The sequence below is a fragment of the Actinocatenispora thailandica genome, assembly GCF_016865425.1.
Taxonomy (GTDB): Bacteria; Actinomycetota; Actinomycetes; order Mycobacteriales; family Micromonosporaceae; genus Actinocatenispora; species Actinocatenispora thailandica.
Genome location: NZ_AP023355.1, coordinates 366303 through 382590 on the forward strand (window position 1 = coordinate 366303; position 16288 = coordinate 382590).

Below are 16288 nucleotides of genomic sequence, written 5' to 3' on the forward strand. Positions count from 1 at the left end.
GAATGTCACGGCCTCGGCTGTGAGCCCGGTCGCAGTGCCCGACGGTGGTCGGCGGCAGGCGGATCCGGCCGCACCGCCGGACCGGTACCGGGGTGCGGCGGACGGCGGGCGGCCGTTGGGCGACAATGGGGGCGTGACTAGTCAGTCCGCGGAATCCGCACCGACCCCCCGCCGCCGGTCGATCCGGCTCGACGCCGCCTGCGCGGAGGCGGTCGAGCTGGCCCGGGCGGCGCTGGCCGAGACCGATCCGGCCGGCGGCGCCAACGTCGGCGAACACCTGGGCGCCCGGGTCGAGGGCGAGCGGCTGGTGATGCACCTGTTCGAGTGCCTGCTGCCCGGCTACCGCGGCTGGCGTTACGCGGCGACGGTGACCCGGGTGATCCGCAGCAAGCACGTGACCGTCTGCGAGACGGCGCTGCTGCCGGGGCCGGACGCGATCATGGCGCCGACCTGGGTGCCGTGGCAGGAGCGGTTGCAGCCCGGTGATCTCGGCGTCGGCGACGTGATGACCACGGTGCCGGACGACGACCGGCTGGCCCCCGGCTACCTGGAGTCGGACGACCCGGCCGTCGAGGAGACCGCGTACGAGCTGGGGCTGGGGCGCAGCCGGGTGATGAGCCGGGAGGGCCGGCTGGAGGCCGCCGAACGGTGGTACGAGTCGGACCACGGCCCGACCGCGCCGATCGCCGAGGCCGCGCCGCGCCATGCCCGCTGCGGCACCTGCGGGTTCTACCTGCCGGTCGCCGGCTCGCTGCGAGCGATGTTCGGCGTGTGCGGCAACCTGTTCGCGCCGGACGACGGCCGGGCGGTGAGCGCCGACCACGGCTGCGGCGCGCACTCCGAGGTGGTGCCCGACCAGGTGCCCGCCGTCGATTCGCTGACCACCGTGTACGACGACGCGTCCGTGGAACGTGTCTGACCCGTCCGGCATCGTGGCCGGTTCCGGGCGGTCCGAACCGGCGGGCGGCGCGGCCGACTCCGGCGCGGCCGGTTCCGGGCGGTCTGCGGGCGGGGCGCTCGCGTCCGGCTTCGACGCCGACCCGTTCGGGACCGGGGCCCGGCGGGACGCGATCCGGTCCGCCTGGGTGGCTTCGCCGACCCGGTTCCGCGAGGACGCGAACGCCGAGGAGGACCTGTACCTCGGCGGCTACGCGGACCGGCTGCTGGTCGAGCTGGCGCAGAACGCCGCCGACGCGGCGGCCCGTGCCGGCGTGCCCGGCCGGCTCCGGCTCCGGCTGGTGTCCACAGTGGATGGTGGCGTCGCGCTGTCCGCGGCGAACACCGGCGAACCGCTCACCGCTGCCGGCATCGACGCGCTGACCTCGTTGCGCGCCTCGGCGAAGCGGGACGGCGGGGCATCGGCCGGTTCGGCGTCGGTTTCGCCGCGGTCCTGGCGGTCAGTGACGAGCCGCAGCTGCGTTCCACTTCCGGCGGGGTCCGGTTCTCCGCCACCGACACCGCCGCGGCGATCGCCGACGTGCCGCACCTGGCGGACGAGTCGCGGCACCGTGGTGGCCGGGTGCCGGTGCTGCGACTGGCCTGGCCCCTCGACGTCGCACCGCCGGACGGGTACGTCACCGAGGTGCTGCTGCCGCTGCGCGACGACACGGCGCTGGCCGAGGTGCGCACCCGGCTGGCCGACTTCGATCCGGCCCTGCTGCTCGGGCTACCCCAGCTGTCCACAGTGGACGTCGATGGTCGGGTGGTGACCCGCGCGACCGACGGGGCCGACGTGCTGCTCACCGACGACGGCCGGGAACAGCGCTGGCGCACCGCGGCCGGCGCCGGCCGGGTACCGGCGGAACTGCTCGCCGACCGCCCCGTCGAGGAGCGGTCTCGCACCGACTGGTCGGTACTGGTCGCCGTGCCGGTCCGGCGCGCCGGCGACGACTGGGTACCGGAACCGGCCGGCGGGCAGATGGTGCACGCGCCGACGCCGACCGACGAACCGGTCGGCCTGTCGGTCCGGGTGATCGCCTCGTTCCCGCTGACCGCGTCGCGGCGGACGATCCCGGCCGGGCCGCTGACCGATTTCGTGCTGGAGCGCTGCGCCGGCGCCTACGCCGATCTGGTGGTCGGCCTCGCCGTGACCCCGGCGGTACGCGACCTGCTGCCGCCGGCCGGGTTCCCACCCGGGCCGCTCGCCGAGGCGCTGCGCACCGCCGGACTCGCCGCGCTGCGCGAACGCGACCTGCTGCCCACCGCCGACGGCGGCCGGACCCGCCCGGACCGGGCGATCGCGGTACCGGACCCGCTGGTACCGGCGCTCACCGAGGTGCTGGCCGACCTGCTGCCGGCCGGCTGGTGGCACCGCGACCTGGCGTCGCTCGGCACCCGGCGGCTGGAGACCGCCGAGCTCGTCGCCGCGGTCACCGGGCTGCACCGGCCGGCCGGCTGGTGGCACGACCTGTACGCCGGGTTCGGTGCGCTGACCCTGGAGACCGCCGATCGGGAGGCGCTCGCGGCGCTGCCGGTACCGCTCGCCGACGGGCGCACCGTCACCGGCCCGGCCCGGGTACTGCTGCCGGACGACGCGCCGCTGCCACCGGGCCTCGGCCCGCTCGGGCTGCTGGTGGCCCACCGGGACGCGGCGCACCCGCTGCTGGCCCGGCTCGGTGCCCGCCCGGCCACCCCGTCCGACCTGCTCCGGGACGAGCGGGTCCGGGCGGCCGTGGACGACTCGCTCGACGCCGAGGACCCGGCGCCCGTCGCGACCGCGGTGCTGAACCTGGTCGAGGCGGCCGGTACGGCGCCGGGGAGCTGCCCTGGCTCGCCGACCTGGCGCTGCCCGGGCGTCCCCTGGACGACCCCGCCGCCGATCCCGACTGGTACCCGGCCGGCGAGTTGCTGTCGCCGACCGGCCCGCTGCCCGACCTGTTCGTCCCGGATGCGCCGTTCGGGGTGCTCGACGACGAGCCGGCCGACCGGTACCGGCCCGCGACGCTCGCCGCGGTCGGCGTCCTGACCAGCTTCGAGGTACTGGACGAGACCGACGTCGATCTCGCCGACCTGGCCGGGACGGCGGCCGGCGACCTCGCCGCCGCGGACCTGGTGGACGTGGACCGCTGGGCGGCGACGGTGCACCGGATCGCCGGCGACGCCGACCCGGCCGGGCTGCGGATCGACCGGCTGCGCGCGGTCCGCGACCTGGACCTCGTCCGGCCCGGCCAATGGCCGGCGGCGCTCGCGCTGCTCACCGCGCCGCCGCTGGTCGGCGTGCTCGGGGCCGATGCCACCCTGCGGACGGCCGCCGGTGAGGCGGTGCCGGTGCCCGGTTACCAGCGGTGGTGGCTGGCCCGGCAGCCGGTACTGGACGGCCGCCGGCCGATCGACACCCGGTTACCCGGCGACAGCGAACTGACCGGGCTGTACGACCCGGCACCCGGGCCGGCGGAGGTCGCCGCGCTGCTCGGCGCGTACCGGGGGCTGGCCGAGCTGCTCGACACGGCAGAGGCCGACCCGGACGTCGCCGCCGATCTGCTGGACCGGATCGGCGACCCGGACCGAAAACTCGCACCGGAGCTGCTGGCAGTGCTGTACCCGAGGCTCGCCGCGGTGCTCGATCCCGAACAGGTTCCGCCGCCGGCGCGGATCCGGGTCGCGCCGGACCGGACGGTACCGGCCGCGGAGGCGGTCGTGCTGGATCGGCCCTGGCTGCTGCACCGGCTCGCCGGCCGCCACCCGGTGCCGGGCGGCGGTGACCCGGTCGCGGTCGCCGATCTGCTCGACCTCCCGCTGCTCAGCGAACTGCCCGAGCCGGACCCGGCACCGCAGTAGCGCGAACCGGACCGCCGCCCGACCCGCTCCAGGGCGGTGCGGCCCACCCGGCGCCCGGCGCACCGGGCTCGGTCAGCCGGTTCGCTCGGCACGGTGGGCGCGGTGGGGACGGTCAGGCGGTTCGGTGGGCGCGGTCAGCCGGTTCGGTCGGCCGGGCTCCGTCCGGCGCCGGGTCGGTCAGGCCGGGGTGGTGTCGTCGGCGCGGCGGGCGGCGACGGCGCGGCGCCAGCGCCGGTGCCACTCGTAGCCGAGCAGCACGATGCCCACGATCAACCCGGCCACGCAGGTCCACAGCCACCAGCCGTGGTGGGCGTGCCCGAGGGTCGCCCGGCGGAACACCAGGATCAGGCCGGCCACCAGCCACAGCGCCATGCCGATCAGCACCACCGGCACCGCGTTGGTGTCGAGTGGCTCGGGAACCGGGCGGGGTGGGTATCGGCGCACGTCGCAAGCCTACGACCCGAACGCCCGTCCGCGGCCCGGTCGGGTGGTCCGGGAGATGGCCGTTACAGGGGGTGGGGCGGCGCGGGCCCGCCGCCCCACCCGGGTACCGCACAGTGACGGCACCCATCAGCAACGTCGACCAAACAGACCCTAGGGAACCGACGGCAACCAGGACAAGTGGCTCAACGACCCGGGCTGCTCGGGGCTACCGGTGGTTCCTGGCCGGCCGGGTCGACGACCGAGGTCAGCCCGTACCACATCGCTGCGGCGCCGATCAGGACCGCGACGAACAGCGCGGCCAGACCGGTCAGCAGCCGGAGCGGCGGGTGGCGAGGCATCCCGTCATTGTCCCGGTCCCGGTACCGTGTCGCCATGGCACGGGTGCTGCTGGTCGAGGACGACACGACGATCAGGGCCGCCCTGGTTCGGGCGATGTCGTCGTTCGGCCACCACGTGACCGAGTCGGCGGACGCCCGCGGCGCGCTCGCCGCGCTGGGCGAACACGCGCCCGACGTCGTGGTGCTCGACCTGGGCCTCCCCGACCTGGACGGTACCGCCGCGCTGCGGATGATCCGGGCCCGGTCGACCGTGCCGGTGCTGATCGCCACCGCCCGGGACCGGGAGGCCGACATCGTCCGGCTGCTCAACGCCGGTGCCGACGACTACCTGACGAAGCCGTACTCGGCGGCCCACCTGGTGGCGCGGATCTCCGCGGTGCTGCGCCGGGCCGCGCCGACCGTCGCCGGGGCGATCGCGGTCGGCGGGCTGCGGCTCGACGCGGCGGCCCGGGAGGCGGCGCTGGACGGCCGGCCGCTCTCGCTGGCCCGCCGCGAGTTCGACCTGCTGGCCTACCTGGCCGCCCGGCCCGGCGCGGTGGTGTCCCGGCGGGAGCTGCTCGCCGAGGTGTGGGGTCAGCCGGACGGCGGCGACGACGCCACCATCGACGTGCACATCTCCTGGCTGCGCCGCAAGCTGGGCGAGACCGCGGCGGCGCCCCGGTACCTGCACACGGTGCGCGGCGTCGGCATCAAACTGGTCGCCCCGGCCGCCCGCTGACCGACCCCGCCGGCCCGAGTCGATCGGGCGACGACCCGCGCCGCCCGGGGTCGATCATGGTCTTATCTGGTGGGGTAAGCGCTTTCAGCTGTGTCAACGCCATGATCAACGGCGCTGGGCGGGCGGATCGACGGGGCTGGGCGGCGGGGTCAGCGCGGCGGCGGGGCGCCGGGGGTGGCGAAGCTGAGGACGAACCGGGCGCCACCCAGCGGCGCGGTACCGATGGTCAGCGTGCCGCCGCCGGCCTCGGCGACCCGGCGGGCGATCGACAACCCCAGCCCGGTGGAGGAGTCGGACCGGCCGCGCCGCGGCGGTACCGGGATGCCCGGCCCCGCGTCGTCGATCGTCACCGTGGCGCGACCGGGTTCGGTCGCCACCCGTACCGCGAAACCGGTGCCCTCCGGGGTGTGCCGGAAGATGTTGCCCAGCAGTGAGTCCAGCGCGTCGCACAGCTCGGCGTCCGGCACCGGCACCATCACCGGGGCCGGGATCGGGCCGAGCGTGAACGACCGGTCCTGGTCCTCGGCCAGCGCGGCCCAGTACGCCACCCGCTCACCGACCACCGCGCGCAGGTCGCAGTGTCCGGCCGGGCTCGCCGCGAGCGGCTCCCGGGCCCGCGTGATGACCGCGTCGACCTGCTCCTCGACCGCCTCGGCGGCGCCGGACAGCCGGTCCTTGTCGGCCCCGTCGGGCAGCGCCTCGACGCCGAGCCGCAGCGCGGTCAACGGGGTACGCAGCCGGTGCGACAGGTCGGCGACCAGTTCCCGCTCGGCGGCGAGCAGTGCCGCGACGCGTCCCACCAGGTCGTTGAACGCGGCGCCCGCCGAGGCGATCTCCGGTGGTCCGTCCGGCACCACCCGTACGGTCAGGTCGCCGTCCCCGAGGGCGCCGGCCGCGCGGGCCAGTTGCCGGGTGGCCCGGACCGGGCCGGCGGCGAGCCGGTCGGCGAGCACCGCGGCGCCGACCACCAGCAGCACGCTCACCGAGGCGAGGCCGGCCCACGCCAGGTGCACGCCGCGGTGCAGCAGCGCGTCCGGTACCAGGATCTCCACGACGGCGACGCCGCCGGCCGCGGTCCGGGTCGGATGCAGGTGCACCACCCCGTCGCCGACCGGCAACGTCTCGCCCCGGCCGGTACGCAGCACCCGCCGGGTCACCGCGCCCGGCGCCCACCCGGGCGGGCCGGCGACCGTACCGCCGGGCAGGTGCACGGTGAGCCGGTGGGCCCGCCCGGCCGAGGTACTGGCCACCGCATGATGCAGCTCGGTGCGGTCGCCGTCCACGGCGAGCACGGTGCCGACCGCGACGACCTCGCGCTCGGCCCCGGACATCGCCCGGTCGTACGCGTACTGGTAGGCCAGCCAGGCGAGCGGCACCGCGAAGACGGCCACGACCAGCACCGTGACCACGACCGACACCAGGACGAACCTGCGCCGCATCGTCTCGCCCACCTCCCTGTCGCGCCCGGGCGTCCCGCAGCGCGGCCGGCGGGCCGAGTCGGTAACGTGCCGGACATCGGTGTCTGGCACGCTACGGCAGGCGGACCAGGGCGGCGCTCCGGCCGACCCCGCGGCACAGGATCCTCGGAAGGACAGCGATGGCGCAGGACACGGCCGTGACCGGCATCCCACCCCGGGCGCCCCGGAATCCGATCGACCGGTACTTCAAGATCAGCCAGCGCGGGTCGACGATGCCGCGGGAGATCCGCGGCGGCCTCGCCACGTTCTTCACGATGGCCTACATCCTGGTGCTCAACCCGCTGATCCTCGGTGGGGCCGAGGACAAGCTGCACCACCACCTGAGCGGCCCGCAGCTGGTCACCTCGACCGCGCTGGTCGCCGCGGTCATGACGATCATCATGGGGGTCGGCGGCAACCTGCCGCTCGCGATCGCCGCCGGGCTCGGCCTCAACGGTGTCGTCGCGTTCCAGCTGGCGCCGCAGATGACCTGGCCGCAGGCGATGGGGCTGGTGGTCATCGAGGGCGCGGTGATCTGCGTGCTGGTGGTCACCGGGCTGCGGCAGGCCATCATGGCGGCGATCCCGCTGCCGCTGAAGCAGGCGATCAGCGTCGGTATCGGGTTGTTCGTGGCGTTCATCGGTTTCGTCGACGCCGGTTTCGTCACCCGCATCCCGGACGCCGGCGGCAGCACCACCCCGGTGCAGCTGGGCGTCGGCAACGTGCTGCGCGGCTGGCCGACGATCATCTTCTGCATCGGCGTGCTGCTCACCCTGGTACTGCTGATTCGCAAGGTCCGGGGCGCGATCCTGATCAGCATCGTGGTCTCCACGATCCTCGCGATGGTCCTCAACGCGATCGTGCACGTACCGGAGCACGGCTGGGGGCTGACCACCCCGGAGGTACCGGACAAGGTCGTGGCGCTGCCCGACTTCGGGTTGGTCGGCAAGGTCGACCTGATCGGCGGCTTCGCGTCGGCGGGCGTGGTCACCGCGGTGCTGTTCGTGTTCACCCTGGTGCTGTCGGACTTCTTCGACGCGATGGGCACCATCATCGGCGTCAGCAACGAAGCCGGTCTGGTGGACGACCAGGGCCGGTTGCCCGGCATCGGCCGGGTGCTGTTCATCGACGGCGTCGCCGCGATCGCCGGTGGTGCCGCGTCCGCATCCTCGAACACCTGCTTCGTCGAGTCGACGGCCGGGGTCGGCGAGGGCGCCCGGACCGGCTTCTCGAACCTGGTCACCGGCGTGTTGTTCGCGCTGGCGATGTTCTTCTCGCCGCTGGTGGGCATCGTGCCGTCGCAGGCCGCGGCGCCGGCCCTGGTGGTGGTCGGCTTCCTGCTGATGACGCAGGTCAAGGACATCCCGTGGACGAGGTTCGAGATCGCCGTGCCGGCGTTCCTGACCATCATCCTGATGCCCTTCACCTACTCGATCACCAACGGCATCGGCGCCGGCTTCCTCTCCTACGTGGTGTTGCAGGTGGCCGTCGGCAAGATCAAGCGGATCCACTGGCTGCTCTGGGTGGTGGCCGCGTTCTTCGCGGTGTACTTCGCGATCCACCCGATCGAGGCCTGGCTCGGCGTGCACTGATCGGCCCGCTGGCGGCGGCGTAACCGGCTTGCCGGCGGCGGGCGGTTGCGGTCTGCTGGCGGGATGCACGTCGCGGACCTGACACCCGAGTACGCCGCGGACATCGCCACCTGGCGCTACCCGCCGCCCTACCAGCGGTACGACCTGAGCGAGGCGGCGCCGCTGCTGGACCCGGCGAACGGGTTCGTCGCGCTGCTGGACGGCGCCGAGCTGATCGGGTTCCGCTCGTTCGGCCCGGACGGGCAAGTGCCCGGCGGGCGGTACGACGACTCCGCGCTCGACACCGGCGGCGGGCTGCGGCCCTCGCGTACCGGGCGTGGCCTCGGCCGGCAGGCACTGGCCGTCGGCCTGGCGTACGGGCGGGAGCGGTTCGCGCCGCCGGCGTTCCGGGTGACGGTGGCGGCGGACAACGAGCGGGCGCTGCGGGTGGTCGGCTCGTCGGGTTTCGTCCGGGTCGACGAGTTCGCGGCGACCACCACCGGGCTGCGGTACGTCGTGCTGGTCCGGCCGGAACGGTGACCGTTAGCGCGGTCACGGTGCGGGTGACGGTCGGCACGAATCGTGTTCGTTAGCGAAGGTAATGAGCTAGGCTAACGATCGGAGCCGGTGCCGTGGGTGGTCCCGGTTCCGTGACGGCCCGACCGTTCACGCCACACCCGGCAGCCACGTGTCATCCTGGTGCCATGACACGTGGGGGAACCGGCTCCACCAGGAGGGTCAGCTCGGCGCAACTCGCCGCGACCCTGCGGATGGCGATCACCCGGCTCAACCGCCGGCTGCGTCGCGCCCGCCCGGTCAGCGAGCTCACCCAGAGCCAGCTGTCCGCACTGACCAGCCTGGAGCTGGCCGGCGCGCTGTCGCCGAAGGAGCTGGCCGACGCCGAGCGGGTGCAACCGCCGTCCGTGACCCGGACGGTGGCGGCGCTGGAGGGGCGCGGGCTGGTGCAACGCACGCCACACCCGACCGACGGGCGGCAGGTCATCCTCGCCCCCACCGAGCAGGGGCGACAGATCGTCGTGGCGGACCGGAAGGCGCGGGACGCGTGGCTGGCCCAACGGCTGGCCGAGCTGACCGGCGAGGAGCGCGAGACGCTCCGTCGCGCCGCCGAGCTGCTGGCCCGCATCGCCCAGGCGGAGTAGCCGGGGCACGCGCGCGGGGCGCCGGGTCGGACCGTCGGCAACACCGACGTACCGACCGCTTCGAGGAGGCGACCCGCCCGCCACATGAACGCTTCCGTGGCCCACACGTTCCGCTCGCTCAAGGTCCGCAACTACCGGCTGTTCGCCACCGGCCAGGTGATCTCGCTCATCGGCAACTGGATGCAGTTCACCGCCCAGGACTGGACGGTGCTGCACCTGTCGCACAACTCCGGCGCCGCCCTCGGCTGGGTCACCGCCCTGCAGTTCCTGCCCGTCGTGGCGCTCACCCTGTACGGCGGGAAGCTCGCCGACCGGTACGACAAGCGCAAGCTGCTGATGTTCACCAACGTCGGCGCCGGGCTCGTCGCCGTCGCGCTCGGGGTGCTCACCCTCACCGGCACGATCGCGCTGTGGCACGTGCTGCTGCTCGCCGCCTGCCTCGGCACCGCGAACGCCATCGACAACCCGGCCCGGCAGTCGTTCGTGTCCGAGATGGTCGGCGGCGCGCTGCTGCCGAACGCGATCTCGCTCAACAGCGCGGTGTTCAACGCCGCCCGGATCGTCGGCCCGGCGGTCGCCGGCGTCGCCATCTCGCTGATCGGCACCGGCCCGGTCTTCCTGCTCAACTCGCTGACCTACGCCGCGACGCTGACCGCGCTGACCCTGATGCGCCCGGCCGAGCTGTACCGCTCCGCCCGCCGGCGGGTCCGCGACGCCCGCATCGCCGACGGCATCCGGTACGCCGCGCGCCGGCCCGACCTGCTGCTGCCGATGGCGCTGATGCTGGTGATCGGGGCCCTCGGATTCAACTTCCAGCTGACCCTCGCGCTGCTGTCCAAGACCGTGTTCCACCGCGGCGCCGCCTCCTTCGGGCTGCTCACCACGGCGCTCGCGGCCGGCGCGCTGCTCGGCGCCCTCGCGTCGAGCCGGCGCAGCTCGCGGCCCTCCTCGTACACGGTGATCGGGGCGGCGTTCGGGTTCGGCGTGTTCGAGACGCTCGCCGGGCTGGCACCCGGCTACCCGGCCGCGGCCGGGATCCTGGTCTGCACCGGGTTCTTCATGATCTACCTGGCGCAGGCGGCGAACCAGCGGATCCAGCTCGGCGTCGGCGAGGAGTTCCGCGGCCGGGTGATGGCCCTGTACGTACTGGTCTTCCAGGGGTCCACGCCGGTGTTCGCGCCGATCGTCGGCTGGCTCGCCGGCGCCCTCGGCGCCCGCTCCACGCTGTGGTTCGGCGGCGTCGCGTCGATCGCCGCCGCGGCCCTGGTCCTCGGGTACCGGTCCCACCGGCGCGGCGCCCGCCTGGCGATCCGGGTACGGCCGGTCCCGCACCCCCGCCTGGTCGCGCCGCTGCCCAGCAGCACACCGATCGGGGCGGCCGGCCGGCGAGACCTCGTCGACGAGCCGGTTGCTGCCGGCTCCGCGGTGACCTATCCGGCCGGTCGCGCCCGCGCTGCCCGCTAGCCGTGGTGGGGCCGCCCCGTGCCGACCGCACCACGTGCCGGCTGCTCGGGGTACGGCCGTTCGGATCGGCGCCGGGTTGGTTCGGCGGTGCCCCGGCCGGCCCGCCGCCGGACAGGTACCTGAGCGGCTCCCTTTGCTCTGCACACCCATACGAACCACTCGTGGTGCGGATAGGTGTGCAGAGCAGTGGTGCGCTCGGGTGCGCAGAGCAGGTGGTGCGCTCGGGTGCGCAGAGCAGTGGTGCGCTCAGGTGCGCAGAGCAAAGGGGCGCGGACGGGTGGCCGTGGGTGGGGTCGGCTGGCGCGAGCCGGCGGCGGTTCGGTGCGGGCCGGCAGAAATGTCGGCCCGCTGTGCCAGGGTGGCGGTATGGACTCCACAGATCCGACCCGGACCGCCGGCACGACGAGATTGACACCGGCGCGCTACCGGGAGTGCCTGGCGGCCGACGCCGCGCGGCTGCGGGAGGTGGCCGCCGACCGGCTCGCCGCCCCGGTGCCGAGCTGCCCGGACTGGTCGGTCGACGACCTGGTCCGGCACGTCGCCCAGGTCTACCTGCACAAGGTGGCGGCGATGCAGCGCGGTGAGCGGCCAGTCGACTGGCCGCCGGACCTCGCTGCCGAGCCGACCCTCGCGCTGTTCGACCGGGCGATCGCCGAGCTGTCCGCCGAGTTCGATCGGCACGCCGCAACCGATCCGACCTGGACCTTCTACCCCGGCGACCAGACCGTCGCGTTCTGGCTGCGCCGGATGGCGCAGGAGACGGCGGTGCACCGCATCGACGCGGAGCTGGCCGCCGGAGCGGTCACCCCGGTGCCGGACGACCTGGCGCTCGACGGTGTCGACGAGGTGCTGAGCATCATGCTCACCTGGGGCACCAACGCCTTTCCCGATGATCCGGACACCGCCGCGCTGCTGCGTGCCGGCGACGGCCGAGCCGTGTGCCTGGACACCGGCGCCGGGCGGTACGCGGTGCGGGTCAGCGCGGCGGGCGTCGAGCTGACCCCGGGCGGTGCCGGGGACGTCACGGTGCGGGCCGACCCGCCGACGATGCTGCGTTGGTTGTGGAACCGGGCGCCGGCCGACGCCGCCACGATCGACGGCGACCGGGCGCCGGTCGATCAGCTGCGTCAGCTGCTCGCCGACGCGACACTGTGACCCCGCCGGACCGGCGGCATCCGGCGCCCCGCCGGCCGCGGCGACCGGGCCGACCAGCCGCGGACGGCCCGAGCGTGCGGCTGTTCGTCGCGGTCCGGCCGTCGACGGAGGCTCTCGCCGAGCTCGGCGCGCTGGTCGACGGGCTCGCCGCGTCCCGGGCCGGCGCCCGGCTGGCCGATCGGTCCCGGTGGCACGTGACCGTCGCGTTCCTCGGCGAGGTGCCGGAGAACCGGGTTCCGGATGTGTCGGCGGCACTGACCGCCGCCGCCGGTCCCGCCGCGCCGCTGCGGTTGCGGTTGGCCGGCGGCGGTCGGTTCGGCCGGGGCAGGTTCGCGGTGCTCTGGGCCGGCGTCGACGGTGCCACCGACGGCGCACTCGACGCGTTCGCCGGGCTGGCCCGCAGCGTTCGGCGGGAGCTGCGCCGGGCCCGGCTGCCGTACGACGACAAGCCGTTCCGGCCGCACCTGACGCTGGCCCGGCCCGGCGCGAAACTCGGCGCGGCCGAGCTGACCGCCGACGTCGAGCTGCTGCGCGGCTTCACCGGCGTGGCGTTCCCGGTCGACCGGCTGCTGCTGTTCCGCAGCGAGTTGGGCCCGCAGCCGAGTCATCACCTGCTCAGCGAGCACCTTCTCACCGGCTGAGGCGCCCCGGCCGGCCGCCGCGGGCGTGGCGCCGCGGGCCGTCGCAAGCGACGGGCCATGCCGGCCGGCCGCGGCGCGACCGCCGTCGGCGAAGCGATTCATCCCCGCCCGCCGCCGGGCGGTTCGCCCGAGACGAGGCCGGCCGCCACCGGTGCCATCCGGGCGGACCGGATGGTCACCCCACGCAAACCGGTAGATGGCGCCGCTATCTAGATGGTCGTGCGACATGCTAGGTTCGCGGGGTGGAACCGGACCGGCGGGCGCAGTGGTTGCGCGGTGTGCTGGACCTGTGCGTGCTCGGCACGCTCGCCCGCGGCGAGTCGTACGGCTACCAGCTCGCGCAGGCGCTCGATGCCGCCGGCCTCGGCCCGATCCAGGGCGGCACGCTCTACCCGGTGCTGCTGCGGTTGCAGCGGGCCGGGCTGATCGCCGCCCGCTGGCGGGGCGGCGAGGCCGGCCCGGCCCGGAAGTACTACCGGATCACCGGGTCCGGCGTGACCACGCTGCGGCAGGCGGCGACCGACTGGTCCGGCTTCGCCGACCGGGTGACCGCGATCCTTTCGACCGGAGGTGTCGGGTGAGCACGGATGCCGGAGGTGTCGGGTGAGCACGGATGCCGGAGGTGTCGGGTGAGGACGGACGGATGGTTGGCCGCGCTGGCCACCGAACTGCACCGGCACGGGCTCGGTTCGGACCTGACCGGGCACGTGGTGGCCGAGGCGGCGGCGCACCTGCGTGACAGCGGGGAGGCACCGTTGACCGCGTTCGGCGCGCCGGAAGCGTACGCGGCGGCCGTCGCGGCGAGCGTCGGTGGCCCGGCGCCCGCCGCACCCGGCCGGGCCGTCGGACCGGTGCGGCTCGCGGCCCGCGGCATCACCAAGCGGTACCGGCGGCGCACCGTGCTCGCCGACGTCGATCTGACCGTGCGGGCCGGTGAGGTCGCCGCGGTCATCGGCGCGAACGGCTGCGGCAAGAGCACCCTGCTGCGCATCTGCGCCGGGCTGGCCCGACCGGACCGGGGCACCGTACGGATCGACGGCCGGCTCGGGTTCTGCCCGCAGGACGGCGGGGTCAGCGAGTTCCTCACCGCCGACGAGCACTTCGCGCTGGTCGGCGCCGGCCGCGGCCTGGACCGGGCGTCGGCTCGGCGTGCCGGGCGCGCCGACGCCGCCCTGCTGGACTGGGCGCCGCAGCCGCGGGTGCTGGCGCGGCACCTGTCCGGCGGCACCCGGCAGAAGCTGAACCTGGCGCTGGCCCGGCTCGGCACCCCGGACGTGCTGCTGCTCGACGAGCCGTACCAGGGCTTCGACCGCGGCTCCTACCTCGACTTCTGGCACCAGGTGTGGCGCTGGCGAGACGGCGGCACGGCGATCGTGGTGGTCACCCACCTGCTCAACCAACTGGACCGGGTCGACACCGTGCTGGACCTGACCCGGGCGGAGGTGGCGGCATGACGAGGACCCTGGTGGTGGCCGAGATGGCGCTGCGCGAGATGGCGCGGCGCCGGGTCGTGTTGATCATCCTGCTGCTGTTGCCGCTGGCGTTCTACCTGAGCCGGCGCGGCGACCATCTCGGCCAGTCGATCCGGTTCGTGTGCCTCGGGTTGGGCTGGGCGCTGTCCACCGCGGCGCTGTTCGCCGGCAGCGCCGCGCGGACGATCGAACCGCGGCTGCGACTGTCCGGATACTGCGCCCGGCATCTGATCGTCGGCCGGCTCGCCGCCCTGTGGGCGGTCGGCGTGCTGCTGAGCGCACCGTACTTCCTGCTCGTCCGGCTGGATCAGCACGACGTGCGGTACGGGGCGATCGCCGCGATCATGGCGCTGACCGTGCTGGTGTCGGCGTCGTTCGGGCTGGCCCTGAGCGTGGTACTGCCGCGCGAACTGGAGGGCACCCTGGTGCTGCTCGCGGTGGTGGGGCTGCAGATGATGCTCGACCCGGGCGATGCCTCGGCGCGGGCGCTGCCGTTCTGGTTCAGCCGGGAACTCGCCACCTACGCGGTCGACCACACCGGCGACGGGTACCTCGACCGCGGGTTGCTGCACGGGGTGCTCGCGGCGGCGGTACTCACGGCGCTGGTCGCGGTCGCCTTCCGGGTCCGGCAGGGCAGGCGGCCGCACCTGCGCTTCGAACCGATCCGCTGAGCGACGGGTGACGACGAAGCCCGCCCCGGCCGATGGCCGGGGCGGGCTTCGATCGCGCGACCGGGCAGGTGGTCAACGACCGCCCTGCTGGGTGTTGCCGTCGCCGAACAGCACGTCGTCCCAGCTGGGCAGCCGGGACCGGGCGCCGGTGGCGCCCTGCTCGTTGCGCCGGGGACGCAGCACCGCGAGCGACGGCACCGCCGGCAGCTCGCGCCCCTCCGCCTCGTCCTCGGTGAAGCCGGCGGTGCGGGTGTCGGTGGTGGAGCGGCGCGGCTCACCGAGGCCGGCGGGCCGGATCGGCTCGCTGCGCGCGGCCGGGCGGGCCGCCTCGGACTCGCCGGTGGGACGCAGCGGCTCGGCGTTGGGCCGCCGCTCACCGGACGGGCGCAGCGGCTCGGCGGCACGGCGCGGCGTCGCCTCGGTCGGCGCGGCGTCCGCGCTGCGCCGCTCCGGCGTCGGGAACAGCGGCTCGGCGGCCGGCCGGGCCGGTGCCGGCTCGGCCGGCCGGCTCGGCGTCGACAGCGGCCGGTCCAGCGTGGTCCGGGCGGTCTCGGGCAGCCGGCGCACCTCGCGCCGGGTGGTCTTGGTCGGCAGGCCGTGCCCGCCGCCCGGCTCCGGGCGCGTCTGCTCCGGCCGGGACCGCGTGGTGTCCGGCCGGGTCAGCGCGTGCCCGGAACGGGTCGCCGGCTCGGGCTCGGGCTCCTGGCCGAGCAGCGGCGCCGGCCGCTCGGCGGACAGGAACTGGGCCATGTCGTCGTCCGGTGTGACCACCTGGCGTGCCTTGTCCAGCGCCCACACCGCCTGCGCGGTGGCCTTGCCGGACGCCCAGCTGGCGGTGACCCGCCAGGTCCCGTCGTCTCGCCGGTACGCGTCCCAGGACACGCCCTCCGCGTCGACGCCGTGCTGGGTGAGCCGGGTGTCCACGATCTCGGCGAGGGTGGCACCGCGCTCGGAGGAGCGCAGCCGGGTGCGCCGGGCGTGCTGCGCCAGCATGGCGCGCTCCTGCAGCACCGGCCCCGCGTACCGGAGGACCCGGTCGACCGGGACGCCGGCGATCCGGGCGACCTCCTCGGCCGACTCACCGGACCGGATCCGGGACTGGATGTCGCGCGGCGACAGCGCCGCCTCGGCCGCGGCCGGATCGGTGGCGGCGCCGAACTGGTTTCGCGGGGTCGTCTGCTCGTGCCGGACCGCCGCACCGACCCGATCGTCGATCGGCAGTGTCAGCAGGCGTCCGACCTCGTCTGCGAGGACGAGAGCCTGACCGTCCTCGGAGAGGGCGACGAAGCGTACCGGCCGCATCGCTGTCCTCCGTCCCTCGACACCCCGTCACGTCACGGTACGCCGAACCCTAGCGGGTCGATGCCAGGCCACGCCGACTGTCACGGAGATAATCGTCGATCCGACACTCCCGGTACGG

At 75.0% G+C, this 16288-nt stretch carries 16 protein-coding genes; 12 read left to right on the top strand and 4 right to left on the bottom strand.

Features of this window, described 5'->3' with window-relative positions:
• Positions 1 to 115 precede the first annotated feature (115 nt).
• Positions 116 to 919 carry a DUF3027 domain-containing protein gene (locus Athai_RS01690; RefSeq protein ID WP_203965267.1) on the top strand — a complete coding sequence of 268 codons (804 nt, stop codon included), beginning with the start codon at positions 116 to 118 and terminating at the stop codon, positions 917 to 919.
• Between the two features lie 600 nt (positions 920 to 1519).
• Positions 1520 to 2965, top strand: coding sequence for a hypothetical protein (locus Athai_RS01695; RefSeq protein ID WP_203959826.1), 1446 nt, complete (start codon positions 1520 to 1522; stop codon positions 2963 to 2965).
• 989 nt (positions 2966 to 3954) lie between these two features.
• Here Athai_RS01695 and Athai_RS01700 read toward each other — a convergent pair.
• Both Athai_RS01700 and Athai_RS01705 read right to left on the bottom strand, forming a co-directional pair.
• Positions 3955 to 4221, bottom strand: coding sequence for a DUF2530 domain-containing protein (locus tag Athai_RS01700; RefSeq protein WP_203959827.1), 267 nt, complete (start codon positions 4219 to 4221; stop codon positions 3955 to 3957).
• 182 nt (positions 4222 to 4403) lie between these two features.
• A complete protein-coding gene (locus Athai_RS01705) occupies positions 4404 to 4559 on the bottom strand; it encodes a hypothetical protein (protein ID WP_203959828.1) in 156 nt (51 codons plus the stop codon).
• A 34-nt stretch (positions 4560 to 4593) separates the two neighbouring features.
• Between Athai_RS01705 and Athai_RS01710 the strand changes: the two genes are divergently transcribed.
• Positions 4594 to 5277 carry a response regulator transcription factor gene (locus Athai_RS01710; protein WP_203959829.1) on the top strand — a complete coding sequence of 228 codons (684 nt, stop codon included), beginning with the start codon at positions 4594 to 4596 and terminating at the stop codon, positions 5275 to 5277.
• Between the two features lie 149 nt (positions 5278 to 5426).
• Here Athai_RS01710 and Athai_RS34670 read toward each other — a convergent pair whose 3' ends face one another.
• Complete coding sequence (locus Athai_RS34670) at positions 5427 to 6716, bottom strand: sensor histidine kinase (protein ID WP_203959830.1); 1290 nt, start codon at positions 6714 to 6716, stop codon at positions 5427 to 5429.
• Positions 6717 to 6874: 158 nt separating this feature from the next.
• On the opposite strand from Athai_RS34670, the gene Athai_RS01720 reads away from it, so the two are divergent.
• The 9 genes from Athai_RS01720 (at position 6875) to Athai_RS01760 (ending at position 14868) form a co-directional block, all read left to right on the top strand.
• Positions 6875 to 8326 (top strand): NCS2 family permease, encoded by a 1452-nt coding sequence (locus Athai_RS01720; protein WP_203959831.1) that lies wholly within the window; start codon positions 6875 to 6877, stop codon positions 8324 to 8326.
• A 63-nt stretch (positions 8327 to 8389) separates the two neighbouring features.
• Entirely contained in the window at positions 8390 to 8845 is a 456-nt protein-coding gene (locus Athai_RS01725) for a GNAT family N-acetyltransferase (protein ID WP_203959832.1), read from the top strand.
• Positions 8846 to 9009: 164 nt separating this feature from the next.
• Complete coding sequence (locus Athai_RS01730; RefSeq protein ID WP_203959833.1) at positions 9010 to 9465, top strand: MarR family transcriptional regulator; 456 nt, start codon at positions 9010 to 9012, stop codon at positions 9463 to 9465.
• Positions 9466 to 9549: 84 nt separating this feature from the next.
• Positions 9550 to 10929, top strand: a complete 1380-nt coding sequence (locus Athai_RS01735; RefSeq protein WP_203959834.1) for an MFS transporter — start codon at positions 9550 to 9552, stop codon at positions 10927 to 10929.
• A gap of 366 nt (positions 10930 to 11295) precedes the next feature.
• The gene (locus Athai_RS01740; protein WP_203959835.1) at positions 11296 to 12084 is read left to right on the top strand and encodes a maleylpyruvate isomerase family mycothiol-dependent enzyme; all 789 of its coding nucleotides are present in this window, start codon (positions 11296 to 11298) and stop codon (positions 12082 to 12084) included.
• 74 nt (positions 12085 to 12158) lie between these two features.
• Complete coding sequence (thpR, locus tag Athai_RS01745; RefSeq protein WP_203959836.1) at positions 12159 to 12725, top strand: RNA 2',3'-cyclic phosphodiesterase; 567 nt, start codon at positions 12159 to 12161, stop codon at positions 12723 to 12725.
• Positions 12726 to 12967: 242 nt separating this feature from the next.
• Positions 12968 to 13306, top strand: a complete 339-nt coding sequence (locus Athai_RS01750; RefSeq protein ID WP_203959837.1) for a PadR family transcriptional regulator — start codon at positions 12968 to 12970, stop codon at positions 13304 to 13306.
• A gap of 48 nt (positions 13307 to 13354) precedes the next feature.
• Positions 13355 to 14179, top strand: coding sequence for an ATP-binding cassette domain-containing protein (locus Athai_RS01755; protein ID WP_203959838.1), 825 nt, complete (start codon positions 13355 to 13357; stop codon positions 14177 to 14179).
• Positions 14176 to 14868, top strand: coding sequence for an ABC-2 transporter permease (locus tag Athai_RS01760; RefSeq protein ID WP_203959839.1), 693 nt, complete (start codon positions 14176 to 14178; stop codon positions 14866 to 14868). Before Athai_RS01755 ends, Athai_RS01760 begins: the two co-directional genes overlap by 4 nt.
• A gap of 72 nt (positions 14869 to 14940) precedes the next feature.
• Here the strand turns inward: Athai_RS01760 and sepH are convergent, their stop codons facing one another.
• Positions 14941 to 16170 carry a septation protein SepH gene (gene sepH / locus Athai_RS01765; RefSeq protein WP_203959840.1) on the bottom strand — a complete coding sequence of 410 codons (1230 nt, stop codon included), beginning with the start codon at positions 16168 to 16170 and terminating at the stop codon, positions 14941 to 14943.
• Positions 16171 to 16288 lie beyond the last annotated feature (118 nt).